The organism is Nonomuraea salmonea (genome assembly GCF_042428605.1).
Lineage (GTDB): Bacteria > Actinomycetota > Actinomycetes > Streptosporangiales > Streptosporangiaceae > Nonomuraea > Nonomuraea salmonea.
Map to the genome: position 1 here is coordinate 109,092 of NZ_JBHMCF010000040.1, position 20,504 is coordinate 129,595.

Annotated in this window: 20 protein-coding genes; 14 read left to right on the plus strand and 6 right to left on the minus strand. The window is 71.4% G+C overall.

Annotated features, from left to right (window positions below; genetic code table 11):
• Positions 1-133 precede the first annotated feature (133 nt).
• Positions 134-1,246, minus strand: a complete 1,113-nt coding sequence (locus tag ACFFR3_RS35470) for an ROK family transcriptional regulator (RefSeq protein WP_379484573.1) — start codon at positions 1,244-1,246, stop codon at positions 134-136.
• A gap of 89 nt (positions 1,247-1,335) precedes the next feature.
• On the opposite strand from ACFFR3_RS35470, the gene xylA reads away from it, so the two are divergent.
• The 9 genes from xylA to ACFFR3_RS35515 all read left to right on the plus strand — a co-directional run bounded on the left by xylA (position 1,336) and on the right by ACFFR3_RS35515 (position 9,948).
• A complete protein-coding gene (xylA, locus tag ACFFR3_RS35475) occupies positions 1,336-2,490 on the plus strand; it encodes a xylose isomerase (protein WP_355415287.1) in 1,155 nt (384 codons plus the stop codon).
• Complete coding sequence (locus ACFFR3_RS35480) at positions 2,487-3,230, plus strand: sugar phosphate isomerase/epimerase family protein (protein WP_364368211.1); 744 nt, start codon at positions 2,487-2,489, stop codon at positions 3,228-3,230. Before xylA ends, ACFFR3_RS35480 begins: the two co-directional genes overlap by 4 nt.
• The gene (locus ACFFR3_RS35485; RefSeq protein ID WP_379484574.1) at positions 3,227-4,327 is read left to right on the plus strand and encodes a Gfo/Idh/MocA family protein; all 1,101 of its coding nucleotides are present in this window, start codon (positions 3,227-3,229) and stop codon (positions 4,325-4,327) included. Before ACFFR3_RS35480 ends, ACFFR3_RS35485 begins: the two co-directional genes overlap by 4 nt.
• Positions 4,328-4,403: 76 nt before the next feature.
• Complete coding sequence (locus ACFFR3_RS35490; RefSeq protein WP_364368216.1) at positions 4,404-5,741, plus strand: S8 family serine peptidase; 1,338 nt, start codon at positions 4,404-4,406, stop codon at positions 5,739-5,741.
• Between the two features lies 1 nt (position 5,742).
• Positions 5,743-5,964, plus strand: a complete 222-nt coding sequence (locus ACFFR3_RS35495) for a hypothetical protein (RefSeq protein WP_345393872.1) — start codon at positions 5,743-5,745, stop codon at positions 5,962-5,964.
• Positions 5,965-6,012: 48 nt separating this feature from the next.
• Positions 6,013-7,629: a lysine--tRNA ligase gene (gene lysS, locus ACFFR3_RS35500; protein ID WP_364368219.1), complete on the plus strand. Its 1,617-nt coding sequence runs from the start codon at positions 6,013-6,015 to the stop codon at positions 7,627-7,629.
• Entirely contained in the window at positions 7,626-8,168 is a 543-nt protein-coding gene (locus ACFFR3_RS35505) for an AAA family ATPase (RefSeq protein ID WP_364368222.1), read from the plus strand. Before lysS ends, ACFFR3_RS35505 begins: the two co-directional genes overlap by 4 nt.
• A 60-nt stretch (positions 8,169-8,228) precedes the next feature.
• A complete protein-coding gene (locus ACFFR3_RS35510; protein ID WP_345393867.1) occupies positions 8,229-8,957 on the plus strand; it encodes a glycosyltransferase family 2 protein in 729 nt (242 codons plus the stop codon).
• A gap of 19 nt (positions 8,958-8,976) precedes the next feature.
• Positions 8,977-9,948, plus strand: a complete 972-nt coding sequence (locus ACFFR3_RS35515; protein ID WP_364368225.1) for a ketopantoate reductase family protein — start codon at positions 8,977-8,979, stop codon at positions 9,946-9,948.
• Here ACFFR3_RS35515 and ACFFR3_RS35520 read toward each other — a convergent pair.
• Complete coding sequence (locus ACFFR3_RS35520) at positions 9,914-10,441, minus strand: DUF6886 family protein (protein ID WP_345393864.1); 528 nt, start codon at positions 10,439-10,441, stop codon at positions 9,914-9,916. The genes ACFFR3_RS35515 and ACFFR3_RS35520 overlap by 35 nt on opposite strands.
• A gap of 75 nt (positions 10,442-10,516) precedes the next feature.
• Between ACFFR3_RS35520 and ACFFR3_RS35525 the strand changes: the two genes are divergently transcribed.
• The gene (locus tag ACFFR3_RS35525) at positions 10,517-10,876 is read left to right on the plus strand and encodes a hypothetical protein (protein ID WP_345393862.1); all 360 of its coding nucleotides are present in this window, start codon (positions 10,517-10,519) and stop codon (positions 10,874-10,876) included.
• A gap of 37 nt (positions 10,877-10,913) precedes the next feature.
• Here the strand turns inward: ACFFR3_RS35525 and ACFFR3_RS35530 are convergent, their stop codons facing one another.
• The gene (locus tag ACFFR3_RS35530) at positions 10,914-11,339 is read right to left on the minus strand and encodes a hypothetical protein (protein WP_364368229.1); all 426 of its coding nucleotides are present in this window, start codon (positions 11,337-11,339) and stop codon (positions 10,914-10,916) included.
• 62 nt (positions 11,340-11,401) lie between these two features.
• On the opposite strand from ACFFR3_RS35530, the gene ACFFR3_RS35535 reads away from it, so the two are divergent.
• Entirely contained in the window at positions 11,402-13,303 is a 1,902-nt protein-coding gene (locus ACFFR3_RS35535) for a sensor histidine kinase (protein WP_364368232.1), read from the plus strand.
• An 86-nt stretch (positions 13,304-13,389) separates the two neighbouring features.
• Here the strand turns inward: ACFFR3_RS35535 and ACFFR3_RS35540 are convergent, their stop codons facing one another.
• Both ACFFR3_RS35540 and ACFFR3_RS35545 read right to left on the minus strand, forming a co-directional pair.
• Positions 13,390-14,133 carry an MBL fold metallo-hydrolase gene (locus ACFFR3_RS35540; RefSeq protein ID WP_364368235.1) on the minus strand — a complete coding sequence of 248 codons (744 nt, stop codon included), beginning with the start codon at positions 14,131-14,133 and terminating at the stop codon, positions 13,390-13,392.
• Positions 14,134-14,142: 9 nt separating this feature from the next.
• On the minus strand, positions 14,143-14,286 hold the full coding sequence (locus ACFFR3_RS35545; RefSeq protein WP_355415261.1) for a hypothetical protein: 144 nt from the start codon (positions 14,284-14,286) through the stop codon (positions 14,143-14,145).
• Positions 14,287-14,708: 422 nt separating this feature from the next.
• Between ACFFR3_RS35545 and rho the strand changes: the two genes are divergently transcribed.
• From rho to ACFFR3_RS35560, 3 genes are all read left to right on the plus strand, one after another.
• Positions 14,709-15,815 (plus strand): transcription termination factor Rho, encoded by a 1,107-nt coding sequence (gene rho, locus ACFFR3_RS35550; protein WP_379484575.1) that lies wholly within the window; start codon positions 14,709-14,711, stop codon positions 15,813-15,815.
• A gap of 20 nt (positions 15,816-15,835) precedes the next feature.
• Complete coding sequence (locus ACFFR3_RS35555; RefSeq protein WP_345393856.1) at positions 15,836-16,864, plus strand: putative RNA methyltransferase; 1,029 nt, start codon at positions 15,836-15,838, stop codon at positions 16,862-16,864.
• Between the two features lie 144 nt (positions 16,865-17,008).
• On the plus strand, positions 17,009-18,775 hold the full coding sequence (locus ACFFR3_RS35560; RefSeq protein ID WP_345393853.1) for a S9 family peptidase: 1,767 nt from the start codon (positions 17,009-17,011) through the stop codon (positions 18,773-18,775).
• Between the two features lie 114 nt (positions 18,776-18,889).
• Here the strand turns inward: ACFFR3_RS35560 and ACFFR3_RS35565 are convergent, their stop codons facing one another.
• On the minus strand, positions 18,890-20,083 hold the full coding sequence (locus tag ACFFR3_RS35565; protein WP_345393850.1) for a PP2C family protein-serine/threonine phosphatase: 1,194 nt from the start codon (positions 20,081-20,083) through the stop codon (positions 18,890-18,892).
• Between the last annotated feature and the right edge of the window lie 421 nt (positions 20,084-20,504).

Below are 20,504 nucleotides of genomic sequence, written 5' to 3' on the forward strand. Positions count from 1 at the left end.
GCTCTGACATGGGCTGCTCCCGAGGTACGGTCTCGGCCGTCACCATAAAAGGCGGCGCGTAATGCGGATCTAAGCGTCCAGGAGGAAGATCTCTCCGGCCCTTACCAGCCCGTTCACGGTCTCGGGCCGGGCGCTAGAGGCCGAGCAGCTTGGCGGGCTCGGCGATGATCTGCTGGATGACCAGCCCGGCCGCGCCGAGCACGGCGGCGTCGGAGCCGGTGGCCGAGACCACGAGGTCGGGGGGTGCCCCGCGCATCTGCGCGAGCCGCGTGCCCAGGCCGCCGGAGACCGGCGCCGCCAGCCAGGGGAACAGCGGCGCGAAGATGCCGCCGAGCACGATCGTGCCGGGGTCGAGCAGGTGCACGGCCGAGGTGAGCGCGACGCCGAGCGCGTGCCCGGCCCGCCGGCACGCCTCCAGGGCCGCCTGGTCGCCCGACTCCAGGCGGCTCACCAGCTCGCGCACCGAGCCGAGGTCGCCGAGGAGGGCGTCCTGGCCGGCGTACACCTCCAGGCAGCCCCGCCCGCCGCAGCGGCAGCCGGGCCCGTCGGGCACGACCACGACGTGGCCCAGTTCGCCGGCCAGCCCGTACGTACCCTTGAACACGCCGCCCTGCACCACGAGGCCGGCGCCGATGCCGATCTCGCCGGAGACGTAGAGGAAGTCGCTCTCCCTGGGCCCGAACCACAGCTCGCCGAGCGCCGCCAGGTTGGCCTCGTTGTCGACCTCGAACGGCATGTCCACGAGGTCCGACACGCGGACGTCGCGCCAGCCGAGGTGCGGGGCGCTGCGCAGCATGCCGCCCTCGACCAGGCCGGGGACGGCGAGCGCGGCGCCGATGACGCGCAGCCCTGCGGCGGCCGCCTCGGCGGTGGTCTCCTTGGCCAGGGCGCGCAGGCTCTCCAGGATGGCGGCGGGGTCGGAGTTGCGGTTGTCGGCGGGGATGATGCGCCGCAGCCGGACCGTACGGGTGAGGTCGACCACGCAGGCGGCGAGGTAGTCGATGTTGATCTCCAGCCCGAGCGCGGCCACCCGGTGCCCGCTGAGGCTGACCGCCACGCCGGGACGCCCCCGCTCGCCCGCCCGCACGGCGCCGCTCTCGGTCACCGCGCCCGCCTCAAGGAGGTCGGCGACCAGGCTGGATACGGTGGTCTTCGTGAGCCCGGTCCGCTCAGCGAGCGATGCCCGGGTGTGAGGTCCTGATCGGTGAATGGTCGCCAGCACTACGGCCAGGTTACGGGCGCGCATGGAATCATGCCTGACCCCTCTTGACGACATGGCATCCACCTCCTCAGGATAAGTACAGATTATGGACTAAAAGTTACAGGGGCCCGAAAATGACCGCATCCTTCACGCCGACTCCCGACGACCGCTTCACCTTCGGCCTGTGGACCGTGGGCTGGCAGGCCCGCGACCCGTTCGGCGACGCCTCCCGGCCCGCGCTCGACCCGGTGGAGAGCGTCCACCGCCTCCACGAGCTCGGCGCGTACGGCGTCACGTTCCACGACGACGACCTGCTCGCCGTCGAGTCCGACCGCGACAAGGCCGTCGCCGCGTTCAGGAAGGCCATCGACGAGACCGGCATGAAGGTCCCGATGGCGACCACGAACCTCTTCACCCACCCGGTCTTCAAGGACGGCGCCTTCACCAGCAACGACCGCGACGTCCGCCGCTACGCGCTGCGCAAGGTCATGCGCAACCTCGACCTCGCCGCCTCGCTGGGCGCGAAGACGTACGTGTGCTGGGGCGGGCGCGAGGGCGCCGAGTCCGACGCCGCCAAGGACGTCAAGGCCGCCATGGACCGCTACAAGGAGGGCCTGGACCTCCTCTGCCAGTACGTCATCGACAAGGGCTACGACATCCGCTTCGCCCTGGAGCCGAAGCCGAACGAGCCGCGCGGCGACATCCTCCTGCCCACGATCGGCCACGCCCTGGCGCTGATCAACGAGCTGGAGCACCCCGAGATGGTGGGCCTCAACCCGGAGGTCGGCCACGAGCAGATGGCCGGGCTCAACTTCGTGCACGGCATCAGCCAGGCGCTGTGGCACGGCAAGCTCTTCCACATCGACCTCAACGGCCAGCACGGTCCCAAGTACGACCAGGACCTGATCTTCGGCCACGGTGACCTGAAGAGCGCGTTCTTCCTGGTCGACCTGCTGGAGAACGGCGGCTACGACGGCCCCCGCCACTTCGACTACAAGCCGCTGCGCACCGAGGACCCGCAGGACGTGTGGGACTCGGCGGCGGCGAACATGCGCACGTACCTGATCCTCAAGGAGAAGTCGCGCGCCTTCCGCGCCGACCCCGAGGTCCAGGAGGCGATCAGGGCCTCGCGCGTGGACGAGCTGGCCAAGCCCACGCTCGCCGAGGGCGAGACCTGGCAGGACCTCGCCAAGGACGACTTCGACGTGGAGGAGGCGGCCGCCCGCGGCTTCCACTTCACCCGGCTCAACCAGCTCGCGCTCGAGCACCTCCTGGGGGTACGCGGATGAGCGGACCGATCAGCGTCCAGCTCTACACGGTCAGGCAGGCGCTGGCCGACGACCGCGACGGCACGCTGCGCCGGGTCGCCGAGGCCGGCTACCGGGCCGTCGAGCCGTACGACCCGCTGAACGACCCGAAGGGCTTCCGCGCCGTCGCCGACGACCTGGGGCTGAGCGTGTCGGGCACGCACGCGGGCGCGGTGCTCCAGCGTGAGCCCGCCGAGGTGTTCGAGGCGGTCGCCACCCTCGGCACGGACAAGGTGATCGTGCCGGCCGGCATCGCGCCGGAGGAGTTCACCACCCGCGACGGCATCGCCAGGGCCGCCGACCTGCTCAACGATCTGGCCGTGCAGGCCGCGCGGCACGGCATGCGGATCGGCTACCACAACCACTGGTGGGAGCTGGAACCCGAGGTGGACGGCCGGCACGCCATCGAGGTGCTGGCCGACCTGCTGGCGCCCGAGGTGTTCCTGGAGATCGACACCTACTGGGCGGCCGTGGGCGGCGCCGACGTGCCCGCGCTGCTCGGCCGCCTGGCGGACCGCGTGATCGCGCTGCACGTCAAGGACGGCCCGGTGGTCAAGGGCGAGCCGCACACGGCGGTGGGCGCGGGCGCCATGCCGGTGCCCGAGATCCTCGCCGCCGCCCCCGACGCCCGGCGCGTGGTCGAGCTCGACGAGTGCGCGACCGACGTCTTCGCCGCCCTGGCGGAGAGCCACACGTACCTCACCTCCTTGGAGGGGCATTGAGCAACGGCCCGGTCGGCGTCGCGCTCGTCGGCGCCGGTGTGATCAGCGGCCAGTACCTACGCAACCTCACCTCCTTCCCCGACGTGCGCGTGCTCGCCGTCGCGGACATCGACACCGGCAGGGCCGCCGAGGTGGCCCGCGAGCACGGCGTCGAGGTGTCCGGCACCCTCGCCGACGCCCTGGCGATCCCCGAGGTGGAGATCGTCGTCAACCTCACGGTCCCGTCCGCGCACGCGGCCGTCGCGCTGGAGAGCCTGCGCGCCGGCAAGCACGTGTACGGCGAGAAGCCGATGGCGATGACCACCGACGAGGCCGCCAAGGTCATGGCCGAGGCGGCCGACCGGGGGCTGCGGGTCGGCGGCGCCCCCGACACGTTCCTGGGGGCGGGCCTGCAGTCGGCCCTGCACGCGATCTCCTCGGGGCTGATCGGCAAGCCCGTCGCGGTCACCGCGGCCACGCAGAGCCTCGGGCCGGAGTCCTGGCACCCCAGCCCGGAGTTCTTCTACCAGCCGGGCGGCGGACCGCTGTTCGACCTCGGGCCCTACTACCTGACCGCGCTGGTCTCGCTGCTCGGTCCCGTCGTCCGGGTGGCGGCGGGCACGCGCAGGGCCCGCGACCAGCGCGAGGTGGGCTCGGGGCCGAAGGCGGGCAAGCTGTTCCCAGTGGACGTGCCCACCCACGTCAACGCCCTGCTGGACTTCCCCGGCACGGCGACGGCGTCGGCCACGTTCAGCTTCGACTCGGCGATCAACCGGCGGATGATCGAGGTGATCGGCTCCGAGGGCGCGCTCTCGCTGCCCGATCCCAACACGTTCGAGGGCCCGCTGCTGGTCCGCGGGCTGCGCGACGCCGACTGGCGGGAGCTGCCGATCACCGGCACGACCGCGGGGCGCGGCATCGGCGTGCTCGACATGGCGAGGTCGCTGCGCGCCGGCACGCCGCACCGCGCGTCGGGCGAGCTGACCTACCACGTGCTCGAACTCATGGCGGCCATCACGGAGTCGGGTGAGCGGGCGGAGTTCCGCGACATCGGCTCCGCGCCGGACGCCCCCGAGCCGCTGCCGGACGGCTGGGACCCGCAGGCCGCGACCTTGTAAGAGGAATCCCCTTGAGGAGACCGGGCATGATTACGATACGTAATCGTTCGGTCACAGCAACCTCAAGGGGATCCCCATGCGTGTCCTGATCCAGCTCCGGCCCGCCCCCGACGTCGTCGCGGCGGTGATGGACTCCGGTGTCCGCAGCGTGGCGGCCGACGTCGCCGGTGACCTGCCAGGAGTCCTCATCGACCCGGCGTACGAGCCGGTCGCCGTCCCCCGCCCGCTCTCGCTCTCGCCCCACCAGCGCATGCAGTTCTCGCTCGCGCCCGAGGACGCCTCTGTGCTGGTCAGGGGCGAGATCTCCGACGGCGAGCTGGCCACCCGCTCGGCGCTGCTGTCCTCCTCCGTACGCGAGGTCGCCGGCGTCTTCGCCGACCCCTACATCCAGCCCAGCCCCACCTGCGGCGGCGACGGCCCGGTCGGCGACTGGGCGGAGGTCAGGCGGCTGCTGCACGTCCAGGACCTGTGGTCGGCGGGCCACGACGGCGCCGGCGTGACGGTCGCGGTCGTGGACGGCGGCGTCAACACCGGCCACGTCGCCGCCCGCATCGGCCACGACGTGACACTCGACGCGCAGCGCAGCTGGAGCCCGCCCGGCGTGCCCGCGCGGCCGGGCCGCCACCCGGTGGGCCACGGCTCGATGTGCGCGTTCGACGTGCTGCTCGCCGCGCCCAAGGCGACCCTGATCGACATCCCCGTCCTGCTCAGCAGGCGCGAGGGCGGCACGCTCGCCGACGGGCTGCTGTCGGACGCCGTGGCCGCCTACGCCCACCTCGACCGCGTGCTGCGGGCCATGCCGGCCGAGTCCAGGTCGCTGGTGGTCAGCAACAGCTGGGGGCTGTTCTCGCCCGACATGGACTTCCCGCCGGGACACCCGGGCAACTACTCCGACAACCCGGCGCACCCGTTCAACCTGATCGTGGGCAGCCTGGAGGCGGCGGGGGCCGACATCCTGTTCTCGGCGGGCAACTGCGGGCGCGAGTGCCCCGACGGGCGCTGCGGCTACCCCGACCGGCCCATCACCGGGGCCAACTCGCATCCGTCGGTGCTGTCGGTCGGCGGCGTGGACACGCGGGGCGAGCGCGTCGGCTACTCCTCCCAGGGTCCTGGCCGGCTGTCCGAGCGCAAGCCCGACCTGTGCGCCTACACGCACTTCGCCGGGTCTGAGGCGGTCGGCCCGGCCGACACCGGCACCTCGGCGGCCTGCCCCGTCGCGGCCGGCGTGGTGGCCGCCGTCAGGACCGGGCGCCCGGCCGCCGAGCTGACGCCCGCCCAGCTCCGTACGCTGCTGCACCGCACGGCCGACGACCGCAGCACGGTCGGCTTCGACCACGACTACGGCTTCGGCGTCATCGACCCGCCCGCCGTGCTCGCCGCGCTCGCCCGCCACAACCGCACGCGCGCGGCCTGACATGGCCATCATCCAGATCCGCCTGCCGCCCGAGTCCACCCTCGACGACGCGCTGCGCCTGCTCGGCCTGTCCGACGACGACGCCGACGCCGACTTCGGGCTCGTGGCGGTCGCCCCCGGCCGCCACGTGCTGCGGGTGACCGAGGAGGCGGCCAGGCGGGTCAGTCACGAACTGGCCGAGGTCTTCTCCGACCCCCGCATCGAGCCGCACGACCCCGGCTGATCGCGTAACGCGTTGGCTTCACCCGTGCCGACCCGCGACAATGCTGCGATGGCTGACAGTAAGGAGACCGACTGGGTCTCCAGGTTCGCGGACGAGGTGATCTCCGAGGCGGAGCGGCGCGCCCCGGGCCGGCCCATCGTCTGCGCCTCGGGGCTGAGCCCGTCCGGCCCGATCCACCTGGGCAACCTGCGCGAGATCATGACGCCCCACCTGGTCGCCGACGAGATCAGGCGGCGCGGCCACGCGTGCGTCCACCTGCTGTCGTGGGACGACTACGACCGCTTCCGCAGGGTGCCCGCGGGCATCGACCCGTCGTGGGCGGAGCACATCGGCAAACCGCTGACCTCGGTGCCCGCGCCGCCCGGCAGCCCCCACGCCTCCTGGGCCGAGCACTTCAAGGCTCCGCTGAGCGAGGCGCTGGCCGAGCTGGGCGTCGAGGTGCACGCCATCAGCCAGACCGAGCAGTACACGTCGGGGGCCTACCGCGAGCAAATCCTGCTGGCCGTGCGCGAGCGGGCCAGGATCGACGGCGTGCTCTCCCGCTACCGCACCAAGGAGGGCGAGCCGCCGCGTGGCGGCGACTACTTCCCTTACAAGCCCTACTGCGACCTGTGCGGGCGCGACCTCACCACGGTCACCAACTACGACGACGAGACCACCGAGCTGGCTTACACCTGCGAGTGCGGCTTCGGCGAGACCGTGCGGCTGGCCGAGCACGACCGGGGCAAGCTGGTGTGGAAGGTCGACTGGCCGATGCGGTGGGCGTACGAGGGGGTCGTGTTCGAGCCCTCGGGGGTCGACCACCACTCGCCGGGGTCGGCGTGGGTCGTGGGCGGGCAGCTCGTCCGCGAGGTGTTCGGCGGGCAGCAGCCCATCGGCCCCATGTACGCCTTCGTCGGCATCTCCGGCATGGCCAAGATGAGCAGCTCGAAGGGTGACGTGCCGACGCCGTCCGACGCGCTGCGCATCATGGAGGCGCCGGTCCTGCGCTGGCTGTACGCCCGCCGCAAGCCCGCCCAGTCCTTCAAGATCGCCTTCGACCACGAGATCCAGCGGCTCTACGACGAGTGGGACGCGCTGGGCCGCAAGGTCGCGGGCGGGCAGGCGCAGCCCGCTGAGCTGGCGGCGTACGACAGGGCCGTGTCCACCGCGGCGGGTCCCCTGCCCGCCACGCCCCACCCGGTCGCCTACCGCACGCTGGCCTCGGTGCTCGACATCACCACCGGCCACGCCGAGCAGACCCTGCGCATCCTGCGCGACCTCGACGGCGTCGAGACGCTGGATGAGGCGCGGCCCAGGCTCGACAGGGCGCAGCGCTGGGTGGACGAGCACCTGCCCGCCGACCAGCGCACACGCGTGCGCGCGTCGCCCGACCAGGAACTGCTCGACTCGCTCGGCGCCGACGACCGCGAGGCGCTGCGGCTGCTGGCCGACGGCCTCGACGACTGGACGCTCGACGGCCTGACCGACCTGGTCTACGGCGTGCCGAAGCTCCAGGCGGGCCTGCCGGCCGACGCGAAGGCGACGCCCGAGCTCAAGGCGGCCCAGCGGGCCTTCTTCGCGCTGCTCTACAAGCTGCTGGTCGGCCGCGACACCGGTCCCAGGCTGCCCACGCTGCTGATGGCGGTGGGCGCCGACCGGGTGCGCAAGCTGGTGGGCGCTTGAAGGGCGTCGTCGTGATCACCGGGGTCTCGGCCGCGGGCAAGTCCACCGTGGCCCAGGCCCTGGCCGAGCGGCTGCCGCGCGCCGCGCACGTACGCGGTGACGTGTTCCGCCGGATGGTGGTCGCCGGGCGCGCCGAGATGACGCCGGAGGCCGGCGACGAAGCGGTGCGCCAGCTCCGGCTGCGTTATCGCCTGGCGGCTGCCACAGCCGATATGTATTTCGACGCCGGATTCACGGCAATTGTTCAGGATGTGATTATCGGCGGGGATTTGCAGCGATTCACGAAAATGATCCGTTCGCGGCCGCTGTATGTGATCGTATTGGCGCCCGATCCGGCCGCAGTCGCGCGCCGCGAGGCCGCCCGCGCCAAGTCCGGATACAGCGGAAACTGGACGATCTCCCAGCTGGACGCCGCTCTCCGGGACGAGACCCCACGCATCGGCCTCTGGCTGGATACCTCCCATCAAACGGTCGAGGAGACCGTTGATGAGATAATTTTCCGGGCCGAAGAAGGACAAATAGCCGACCCGCCGGAATAACCGCGATCTATGCAAGGCATTGGCAAGTGACTTGCATGTGTTGGGGTCGACCTTGGGTCCATGAACAAGCAGCCTTTCGCCGCGAGCGTCAGTGTCATCGTCCCCGCGATGAACGAGGCCGAGAACCTTCCTCACGTCTTCGCCACGCTGCCCGACTGGATCGACGAGGTGATCCTGGTCGACGGCAACTCGACCGACGACACCGTCGCCGTCGCGCGCAGGCTGCGCCCCGGTCTCCGGGTCGTCGTCCAGACCCGGCGCGGCAAGGGCAACGCGCTCATCGAGGGCTTCCAGGCCGCCCGCGGCGACATCATCGTCATGATCGACGCCGACGGCTCGACCGACGGCAGGGAGATCCGCTCCTTCGTCGCCACCCTCATCAACGGCGCCGACTTCGCCAAGGGCTCCAGGTACGCCCCTGGTGGCGGCTCGGACGACCTCAGCCCGATCCGCTCGCTCGGCAACAGGTTCCTCACCGGCACCACCAACCTGCTCTACGGCACCCGCTACACCGACCTCTGCTACGGCTACAACGCCTTCTGGCGGCGCCACCTGGAGGTGCTCGACCTCGACTGCGACGGCTTCGAGATCGAGACCCTGATGAACGTCCGCGCCGCCCAGGCCGGCCTGGTCATCCGCGAGGTCCCGAGCCGCGAGCGCTCCCGCATCCACGGCACCAGCAACCTGCACGCCGTCCGCGACGGCTGGCGGGTGCTGCGGACCATCTGGCGCGAGCGCTCGCGCGGCTCCGCCGTCACCGCGCACACCCAGGTGGCGCTGGCCAAATGAGGAGTGACATCCTCGGACGATGCGCTACATAGTCATCGGAGCAGGAGCGGTCGGGGGCACCATCGGCGCCCGCCTGTTCCAAGGCGGGCACGAGGTCGTCCTCATCGCGCGCGGAGCCCACTACGAGGCTCTCAAGCGTGACGGCCTGCGCCTGCTCACCCCCGACAGCACCGAGACCCTGCCCGTGCCCGCCGCCGACGGTCCCGTGCCGACCCGCGACGGCGACGTGCTCATCGTGGCCACCAAGTCGCAGGACACCGTCGCGGCGCTGGCTCCATGGTCGTCCGACCTGCCCGTGGTCTGCGCCCAGAACGGTGTCGCCAACGAGCGCATGGCGCTGCGGCGCTTCGAGCGGGTCTACGGCATGTGCGTGTGGCTGCCGGCCCAGATCCCCGCGCCGGGGACCATCGCGGCGCACGCGTACCCCTATTCGGGGATGCTGCACGTCGGGCGCTATCCCCAGGGTGTGGACGAGCTCGGCGAGCAGATCGTCACCGACCTCGGCAAGCACGGCCTGGTGGCGCACGCGTCCGACGACGTCATGCGCTGGAAATACCTCAAGCTGCTCGGCAACCTGGGCAACGCCGTCGAGGCGCTGGTCGGCCACGCGCCCGGCATGGCCGAGCTGGCCGAGTCGGCGCGGGCCGAGGCGCGTACGGTGCTCGACCGGGCCGGCATCGCCTACCACACGCCCGAGGAGGAGGCCGCGGTACGCGGCCACAAGGTGGACGCCAGGCCCATCGAGGGCGTCGAGCGCGGCGGCGGGTCGTCCTGGCAGAGCCTGGCCAGGGGCAGCGGCTCGATCGAGGCCGACTACCTCAACGGCGAGATCGTGCTGATCGGCCGCGAGCACGGCGTGCCCGCGCCGGTCAACGAGACGCTGCGGCGGGAGGCCAACCGGGTCGCGCGCGAGCGGCTGGCCCCCGGCTCGATGACGCCGGAGCAGGTGCGCGCGCTCATCGACGCGCGTTCCGCATCCGGATCCCGCTGAACTCCAGGGTGCTGGCCGTCACCTCGTTCCAGAACGGCCAGAGGTTGTCCAGCACCCTGAGCTGGATGCCCGCCTCCTCGTGCAGCTCGAACAGGTCGCCCACCTGCTCGGGCGGGCCGAGCGGCGTCACGGGGACCGTCGAGACCATGGCGTGCGGCGGGTCGCCGATGGGCTCGAAGGTGCCGGCGGGCAGCCGGTAGGCGTAGAGGCGGACGTCCATGATCGCCTTGAGCCAGGCGTACTCGACGGCGTGCACGCGCGGCCCGCAACCGGCGCCGAGGATGCGCAGCTTGTCGTGCTCGGTGGTGCGCGGTCCCGTCCAGGCCATCGCCCTCGGGCAGGCGCGCGGGAACCAGTAGTCGGGGCAGCGGTCGTGGCCGACCGCCCACACGTAGGGCTCGCTCTGCCGGCTCGTCGGCGCGACATGCGGCTCGAACCTGTCGATCGCCGGGTCTTCCGAGAAGTGCAGGACCTCCCCTGCCGCTGGTCTCATGAACGTCATCTTCGCGCATATCCCGCCGATCTCCGGGCAGTGGAGAGCCTCTCTTTCCGACAAGGGGTGAGTTGGATGATCGTGTTGGGACTGCTCCTGATCCTGCTCGCCGGTGCCGCCTTCGCCCTGGTGCTCTTCGAGCAGAGCTCCAGGTACATCCTGTTCGGCTACACCTTCGAGCTCGGCCACGTCGAGATGTTCCTCACGGGGGCCGCCGCCGCGGCGCTCCTGGTGGTGGGTCTGTGGCTGATGGGCTCGGGTTCGCGCAGGACGGCCCGGCAGCGGCGCCGGCTGCGCAGCGCCAGGGCCGAGGCCTCCGACCGGGTGGCCCGGCTGGAGGACGAGAAGCGCGACCTGGAACGGCGGCTCGAGCGCGAGCACACGACGACCAAGGGCGACCACCTGGTCGCCGGTCGTGCCGAGGAACGCCGCTAGTCAGGCGTCTGGACAGGGCGTCTGGTCAGGCGTCTGGTCAGGCGTCGGCGTGCGGGCGCGAGGGCAGCAGCCTGCCCTCGCGCCACAGCGCGACCCCGGTGACCACGGCCCCCAGCCCCTCCCACACCCCGACGCCGACGAACTCGCCCGGCGCGGCCCCCGTCACCACGAGCGTGGTGAACACCGTGAACGTCACCAGCCGGAACGGCACCGTCCACCGGAAGAACGGCACGTAGTCCGCGCAGGCGGCGAAGACGTAGTAGGCGCCCATGTTGACCGCGGCCATCGACGAGGCGGCCAGATAGACCAGCGTGTAGTCGCCGGCCGCCCGCGCCTCCGGCACCTCGAAACCGAGCATCGTGAGCATCGTGCCGGGCGAGAGCAGCCCGAGCAGACCCAGCGCGAAGGCCAGAACGCCGAAGACGCCGATGGTCCAGCCGGAGAAAGATCGCGGAAGACGCACGGAAATCCTCTCAAAGGGGGGTGTAATCTGCGAGGCGGTCTCATCATGCACCCGGAGGTCGCATGCCCCCCACGCGTGGCCGCCCCATCACCGTCAAGCTGCTCGTCCTCCTGCTCGTCCCCCTGCTGTCCCTGGTGGGGCTGTGGGCGTTCGCGGCCGGCCTGACCGGCGGCGACGGCCTGCGCCTGCTGGCCGCAAAGGACATGTCGGACAACCTCACCGGCCCGTCCGTGCAGGTCAACGTCGCGCTGCAGAACGAGCGGCTGCTGTCCGTCGGGCTCATGATGAACGGGCGCGGCTCCGACGAGCTGGTCGAGCAGCGCCGCGCCACCGACCAGGCGATCACGCATTTCCAGACGTCGGCCGCCCGCGTCCGCAACCTGCCGCCCGAGATGCTCAACCAGCTCAGCGCGCTCAACGTCAGGCTCGCCCAGATCATCGACATCCGCCGCCAGGTGGACGCCTCCGTCGTCGAGCCCATCGACGTCATCGACGGCTACAGCGAGATCGCCGACGCCTCCTTCCGCCTGTACGACAGCATGATCCTGGTCCCCGACATGACGCTGTACCAGCAGGCCAAGGCGCTGATCACGATGGGCGAGGCCACCGAGGTGCTCTCCCGTGAGCGGGCGGTGATCGCGGCCGTGCTGGCCAGGGGCCGGGTGGACGGGCGCGAGCGGGAGGCGTTCACCGGCATGGTCGCGACGAGGCGGCTGCTCCACGCGCAGGCGATGTCGTACCTGGACGGGGGGCTGCGGGCGTCGTACGAGCGGCTGGCGGCCTCGCCGGTCTACAAGGAGTGGCTGGAGGCCGAGGACGCGGTCAAGGACCAGTCGCCGAAGGACGGCCTGCCCGCGGCGGCGGCCACCTGGCCCATCGACGGCGAGAACCTGTGGGCCGCGGTCCAGCACAACCAGACCGCGTCCACCAAGACGCTGGCCGATCGGGTGACGCCGGACGCGATCGGCATGCTCATCAAGATCGGCGTGGCGGCCGGCGCCGGCCTCCTCGCGGTCGTCGCCTCGATCCTGCTCTCGCTGCGCTTCCGCAAGCGGCTGGTCCGCGAGCTGGCCGCGCTGCGCGACGCCGCCACCGAGCTGGCCGAGGTACGCCTGGCCGGGCTGGTCAAGCGGCTGCGGACCAACACCGAGCCGCCCACGGCCGAGGAGGTCGCGCCCCTCCAGGTGGAGGCGGACACCACGGAGGTCCGCGACATCGTGCAAGCGTTCAACGACGTGCAGGCCACCGCCGTGGAGGCCGCCGTGGACCAGGCCAGGCTGCGCCACGGCGTCAGCCAGGTCTTCGTGAACCTGGCCCGCCGCAACCAGTCGCTGCTGCACCGCCAGCTCCTGCAGCTGGACAGCATGGAGCGGGCCGAGGAGGCGCCGGAGACGCTGTCCGACCTGTTCAAGCTCGACCACCTCACCACCCGCATGCGGCGCCACGCCGAGAGCCTGATCATCCTGTCCGACCAGACGCCAGGCCGCGGCTGGCGCAACCCGGTGTCGGTGCACGACGTGCTGCGCGCCGCCGTCGCCGAGGTCGAGGAGTACGAGCGGGTCGAGGTGCTGCAGCCGCCGCCCGTCGCGCTCATCGGCTCGGTCGTCACCGACGTGGCCCACCTGATGGCCGAGCTGATCGAGAACGCCACCCTCTTCTCACCGCCCAGGACCCGCGTGGACGTGCGCAGCGCGCTCAGCCCGCACGGCATGGTGGTGGAGGTGGAGGACCGGGGGCTCGGGCTGCCCAGGACCGAGCTCGACGAGCTCAACGACCGGCTGACCAACACCCCCGAGTTCGACCTCGCGCAGAGCGACCGGCTCGGCCTGTTCGTGGTCTCCCGGCTGGCGGCCAGGCACGGCATCAAGGTCCGGCTGGTGTCCTCGCCGTACGGCGGCCTGACCGCCACGGTGGCGCTGCCGTCGTCCCTCCTCGCCGACCAGCCGGCCATGGCCGGCCGCTGACCTTCCGAGGGGGCGGCCCATTCAGAGGGAGCGGCCCTTCTGAGGGGGCCCGGTTTGAGGGGGCCGGCCCGGCGTTCCCAGCGGCGTCAGAGGCGGTGGAACGGCTCGCTGAAGTGGGCCGTCGCGAGGATCGCCTGCTCGGCCCTGAGCCGGGCGAGCACGTCGGCGCGGGTGCGCGCGGCCGTCTCCTGGTCGTCGTCGTAGAGGTAGCGGATCGCGGGATCGGCGAGCTGCACCGGATGCAGGACCAGGTCGCCGGTCATGGCCAGCTCTCCCGCGCGGGCGATCTGGTGCCCGGGGGTGTGGCCGGGCGTGGCGTGCACGTGGACGCCCGGCGCGACCTCGGTGTCACCCTCGACGACGTGGAGCAGGTCCTTGAGCGGGGTGACGACCTCGTCGAGCATGGGGCCCGCGGCGGCGTCCAGCTCGGCCCGCTGGAGCACGTGGCGCGCGTTCTCGAACACCGGCCTGCCCTCGGCGACCGTGCCGGAGGCGTGGTCGCTGTGCAGGTGGGTGAGGATGACCGTGCCGATCTCGGCGGGCGTGACGCCCGCGGCGGCCAGCTCGCCGCTCAGCGTGCCGGGGACCGGCGCCCAGCTCGCGGCCGGGGAGTCCGCGGCGCCGATGCCGGTGTCGACCAGGGTCAGCCGGTCGGCGGCGTCGCGGAGCAGATAGCAGTGGAAGTGCAGGACCCAGGGCTCGTCGGGGAGCCTGGAGCCGGGGAACAGCTCGGCCGGCGGGCGGCGGATCGACGGCCCCATGGGCCCGACGGCGTCGCAGAGGGGTGTGACCTCGACGCCGGAGCCGGTGATGATCGGTTGGTGCGGCATCCGCCCAGACTAGGCGGCGACTGGCTGCCGGGGAACGTACTCGTTCTCGATGTCGGCGGCGTAGACGGCGCGGCGGCAGTTGGCGCAGCGGTAGATGATCGGGCCCTCGTCGAGCTCGTGGTGGCACCGCGGGCAGCGGCTGACGGTCTTCATGGTGCTCCCCCAAGGAGTCTTCTTCGTATGTGCCTATGGAACCCTCATCGAGTTGCAGGGATCCTGCATGCCACTTGACACGATGACGCTGCGCCGATGGGGGCTCTGTGCCGTTCGATACACCGGCTGCGGTAATTTTCCTCGCGGGCCGGTGCTACGAAGAACATTGTCACTCGCCAGAGACTTCCGCGCGGGCGAAGACACGAGAACGACCCCGGAATAGCCCAACAGGGCTAGGCGTTGTATGAACCAGATCGTGTGGTATGTTCCCACCAAGCGTTGAGCTTCAGCTCCGCTTCGATCTCTCTCGACTCGGGCTTCGCCCGTTCTCTTCCGGTTTCCACTGGACGGCGGCGGCCCGCTCTTTCACCACCGCCGATCGTGACGCACGATCTGGCGCATCTCCCTCAAAGGGGCCCACCATGTCTGTGCACACCATTCCCGAGCAGCGTTCGTCCGCTCAAGTCCGCCTTGTGAGCGGCCTGTTGGACGTACACGACAAATCCGCTTTCATCAGGGCGGCTCACCTGCCGGGACCCGGCGACGTCCGCGTCCCGCCCGAGAAACTCCGCCAGTACGACCTGCGCCCCGGCGACCACGTCACCGCGCGTTTCGCCGGCAACAAGCTGGTCGGCGTCGAGTCGGTCAACGGCCTGTCCGACTGGCACGACAGGCCCGCCTTCGGCGCCCTCACCCCCATCCACCCCACCGAGCGGCTGAGCATCGAGACCGAGTCGCTCAGCACCCGCGTCATCGACCTGTTCGCCCCCATCGGCAAGGGACAGCGCGGCCTCATCGTGGCCCCGCCCAAGGCCGGCAAGACGATGGTCATGCAGGCCCTGGCCGCCGGGATCGCCCGCAACCACCCCGAGGTGCACCTGATGGTGCTGCTGGTGGGCGAGCGGCCCGAAGAGGTCACCGACATGCGCGCCCGCATCGACGGCGAGGTCTACGCCTCCACCTTCGACCACCCCGACCGCGACCACACGGCGCTCGCCGAGCTGGTCATCGAGCGGGCCAAGCGGCTCGTCGAGGCGGGCCAGGACGTGGTGGTGCTGCTCGACTCGCTGACCAGGCTCGGGCGGGCGTACAACAACGTGGCGCCCAACGGCGGCCGCGTGCTGACGGGCGGCATCGACGCCCGCGCGCTCTACCCGCCGAAGCGCTTCTTCGGCGCCGCGCGCAACGTCGAGGGCGGCGGCTCGCTCACCATCATCGCCACCGCGCTCGTGGACACCGGCTCCCGCATGGACAACAGCCTGTACGAGGAGTTCAAGGGCACCGGCAACATGGAGCTGCACCTGACCCGCGAGCTGGCCGAGCGGCGGCTGTTCCCCGCCGTCGACCTCGACGCCTCGGGCACCCGCCGCGAGGAGATCCTCCTGCACGACCAGGAGCGGCAGATCGTCTGGCGGCTGCGCCGCTCGCTGTCGGCGATGGAGCGGACCCGCAAGATGGAGGTGCTGGTGGAGCGGCTGCGCTCGACGCCCTCCAACGCCGCCTTCCTCCTGGAAGCAGCCGCCGCCTGAGCGTGCACCAGAATGGCCGCATGCTCGCCGACATCGTCGACCACCTCATCTGCCCCGTCTGCCGAGCCGACCTCCGGCTGGACGGCGCCGCCCTGCGCTGCGCGGCCGGGCACTCCTTCGACGTGGCGCGGCAGGGATACGTCAGCCTGCTGGTCGGATCGCGGCCGCCGGGCACCGCCGACAGCGCCGCGATGGTGGCGGCCAGGGCCGAATTCCTCGACAAAGGACATTACGCACCACTCGCCGACGCGCTCGCCGGCGCCGTACGGAGCCGAATCGTTCCAGCAGAACATGAGTCCTCCACCGAAACGAATGACGGCGCGGAGTTGAGGGCGTACCGTGGGGCGGGAGTGGAGGCTGGCGACGGCACGGGACCAGGAGGTTCCGGGCAGGAGCCGGACATCGTCGACGACCGTGGCGTGGTGGGCAGGATCTCGCCGGTGGTGGTCGACGCAGGCACGGGCACCGGGCACTATCTGGCGGCCGTGCTCAATGCGATGAACGATGGCATCGGGATGGCGTTCGATGTGTCGAAGCACGCTGTACGCCGGGCGGCGCGGGTGCATCCCAGGGCAGGGGCGTTCGTGGCCGACGTGTGGCGCCCGCTTCCGATCAGGAGCGGGGTGGCCGATGTGGTGATCGACGTGTTCGCGCCCAGGAACGGGCCCGAATTCCGGCGCATCCTGCGTCCCGGCGGCGCGGCGGTGGTCGTCACTCCGGCGCCGCATCACCTGAGTCCGCTGGTCGAGCAGCTGGGGCTGCTCTCGGTGGACGAGGAGAAGGAGCGCAGGGTGGCACGCAGCCTCGAGGGTTTCGTGGAGATCGACCGGCGCTCGATCGAGTTCGAGATGGAGCTGGGGCATGGTGACATCGCCCAGGTCGTCGGCATGGGCCCGAACGCGTGGCATAGCGAGCCGGACACTCTCGATGCGCGAATTGCCGCATTTGTGGCCGAGAATGTCGCCGCAGGAAAGCAGGGTGTAGTAACCCGTGCGGCGTTTCAGCTGTCTATCTTCGAACCGGCGCCCCGATCAAGATCTGTTTCTTGACGGACCTGTGCGACTGGTGTTACTGATGGGGCATTTAGTCCGAAATTCCCGCACATTTTCGGAGAATTTCCCCGGCACAGGCGCAATACTGGACGACATCCCACGCCCCGAGGCGCGGGACACCAATGGGAGGGGGCGCACCGGATGAAGGCGGAGGAACGCTGGCAGGCCAGGTTCCGGGCGTCGCGCATGACGCTGCCGTCCTGGGCGCGCCAGGCCCCGAACCGCTCCATCTACCGCTCCAACGCCACCGGCAAGTGGGAGGTCTACGCGTGGGACCGCGTCGCCGGCACCACCCGCCAGGTCACCGACCAGCCCAAGGGCACCGCGTACGCGGCCATCGACCCCACAGGCCAGTGGATCTACTGGTTCGCCGACACCGACGGTGACGAGCTCGGCGGATGGTGGCGCCAGCCGTTCACCGGCGGCCAGGGCGAGCCGGTCGCGACCGACCTGGAGCCGGGCCAGCCCAGCGGCATCGCGCTGTCCACCACCGGCGCCGCCGCCATCAGCCTGGCCAGCGGCGACAGGTTCCGCGTGCACCTCGTACGCCCGGGCGCGCCCACCGAGACCCTCTACGAGCACACCGAGGCCGCCTGGGTGGCCGCCATGTCGCTCGACGGCTCCCTCATCGCCATCAACCACGGCGAGTACGGCGACTTCCGCCACCCGGCGCTGCGCGTCATACGCCAGGACGGCCGGGTGGTCGGCGAGCTGCACGACGGTCCAGGCAAGGGCGTGGTCGGCCTGAGCTTCGCCCCCGTCGTCGGCGACCGCCGCCTGCTGGCCCTGCACGAGCGCCGCCGCCGCAACGAGCCCCTCGTCTGGGACCCGGCGACCGGCGAGCAGCGCGAGATCTGGCTGCGCGACTCGGGCGAGCTCTCGGCCGAGTGGTACGACGACGGCCGCGGCCTGCTCATCCTGCGCGACGACCGCGCCCGCACCCACCTGCACCGCTACGACCTCAGAGGCGGCGGGCTGACCCTCATCGAGACGCCGCACGGCGTGATCGAGGAGGCCGCGCCGAGGCCCGGCGGCCACGTCGAATACTCCTGGTCGAGCGCCTCCCGCCCACCGGTCATCCGCTCGACCAGCGGCCAGGTCGTGCTCAACGCCGGCGGCCCGCCCGCGCCGCCGAGCGTGCCCGTCGAGGACATCGACGTCGAGGGCGAGGGCGGGCGCATCCACGCGCTGGTGTCCAGGCCCGAGACCGGCACGGCCCCCTACCCTGCGGTGTTCCTGCTGCACAGCGGGCCGACCTCGCACGACCGCGACGAGTTCTCGCCCGAGGTCGCGGCCTGGGTGGACGCCGGGTTCGCGGTGGTGCGGGTCAACTACCGCGGCTCCACCGGCTACGGCTCCGACTGGCGCGACGCGCTGCACGGCGACGTCGGCCACATCGAGCTGGCCGACGTGACGGCCGTGCGCGAGTGGGTGGTCGATCACGGCATCGTGGACGGCACGCGTACGGTGCTGGCCGGCACGTCCTGGGGCGGCTACCTCGCGCTGCTCGGCCTCGGCACCCAGCCCGGCATGTGGGCGTGCGGCATCGCCGCGGTGCCGATCGCCTGCCACCAGACGTCGTACGAGGACGAGGCCGAGAGCCTGCGCGCCTACCACCGCGCGCTGCTGGGCGGCTCGCCCGACGAGCAGCCCGAGCGGTACGCGGCCAGCTCTCCGATCACGTACGTCGACCAGATCAAGGCCCCGCTGCTGATCCTGGCCGGCGAGAACGACACGCGCTGCCCGCTGCGCCAGATCGAGAAGTACGTGGCGAGGCTGGCCGAGCACGGCCGCGAGCACGAGGTCTACACCTACGACGCCATCCGCGGCTCGCTGGTCGTCTCCGAGCGCATCGCGCAGACGGCCCTGCAGCTCGACTTCGCGCGCAAGCACGTCGGGTGCCCCTGACGAGAGGGCTTGACCTCAGGTCAGCGGACGTGTCAGCATCACGGCACCCTGTTCCCCGGCTGGAAGAACGTACGTGAGCAGCAAGAACCCGGGCCCGCCATGATCGGGCAGGCGCTAGCGGGCGCGCAGCACCACGATCGCGAGGTCGTCGGCGCTCGGCTCGGAGGCGAACTCGGCCGCGCCCCTGCGGATGCGCTCGGCCACCGCCCTGGCCGACAGGCCCGCGCACTCGGCCAGCATCTTGGCCAGGCCGCCGTCGTCGTCGAGCAGCCGCCCGCCGGAGCGGCGCTCGGTCACCCCGTCGGTCACGGCCAGCAGCACGTCACCGGGGTCGAGCCGCACGGTGTCGGCCTCGAACATGACCTCCTGGAAGACCCCGAGCAGCGACTGCGGGGTGGTGACCGCCTCGACCTTGCCGCTCGGCTTGAGCCGCAGCGCCTCGGGATGGCCGGCCGAGACCAGGCGCACCTCCAGGCCGCCGTCGGCCACCGGCGTGATGTCGCCGTGCAGCAGCGTGAGGAACCGCGCCCGCTCGCCCTCCTCCAGGATCGCCTGGTTGAGCCGGCCGAGCACGGCGGCCACGCCGTAGCCCTCTCTCGCCAGCAGCCGCAGCGTGTGGCGGGCCAGGCCGGTGACGGCGGCTGCCTCAGGGCCGGTGCCGCACACGTCGCCGATCGCGAAGCGCCAGGAGTCGTCGCCGGCCTTGAACAGGTCGTAGAAGTCGCCGCCGACCTCGTTGGCCTCGCCGGCGGGCTCGTAGATGACGCCGTAGTCGAGGCCGGGCACCTCGGGCTCGTTGGGCGGCAGCAGGCTGCGCTGCAGCGCCCGGTTGGCGGCGGCCTGCTGGGCGTAGAGGCGGGCGTTGTCCATGGCCAGCGCCGCGCGCCTGCCGATGTCGTCGGCGAACTGGATGACCTCGTCGGGGAAGCGGTCGGGGCGGCCGAGGCACATCATGCCGAGGCTGCGGCCGCGGGCCATCAGCGGCACCGCCAGCACCTGCCACTCGGCGAGGTGGATGGTGGAGGTGACCCTGGTGTCGGCGGCGGCGACGTCCATCTCCGTGAGCTGCTCGCGCAGGCCGTCGATGCGCGCCTCGTCGGCGTGCCACAGATAGACCAGGCGCGGCGGCGCGTTGTTGTCGGAGGTGTAGACGGCGCACCAGTTGGCCAGCCGGGGCACCACGACCTGGGCGATGATGGCCGGCACCATGTCGGGGTCGAGCGTGCCGGCGAGCAGGTCGCTGGCGTCGGCGAGGAAGCCCAGCCAGTGGGGCCCTCTGCTGCTCTCCTCCATCCATTCGGCTGCCATGCTGTCCGTGGAGCCGGGTAGCGTGAGCCTTGCCCAGTGGACACGGGAATCGCCCGCAAAGGTGACTCCCCACTCCTCGACGTGCACGGAAGGAGCCTTCGGATCAGCTTGGGAGAGGTTTCGCTGCCGCAGCTCGACCTGGACTGCGTCCCCGAAATGCTTCCAAATCACCTCAAACGGCTCGTCAGCGGCCTGCGCGGTAAGATCTCCGGCGACCTGCTCGGCGGTGTGGAGCATGCCGCCAGTGGCCCACGCGGTCATCACCTCGCGCGTGAACCTCATCGCAGCCGTCACAGCGGCATCGCCGGGCGCGAACGTCGCAGCGAGCACCGCATGGGGAGAAGCAGTCATCCTCACGTGCCTACCACACTTCCCGCTGACTTGGGGTAAATCCAAGGACAGGACTACGAGCTACTCATCG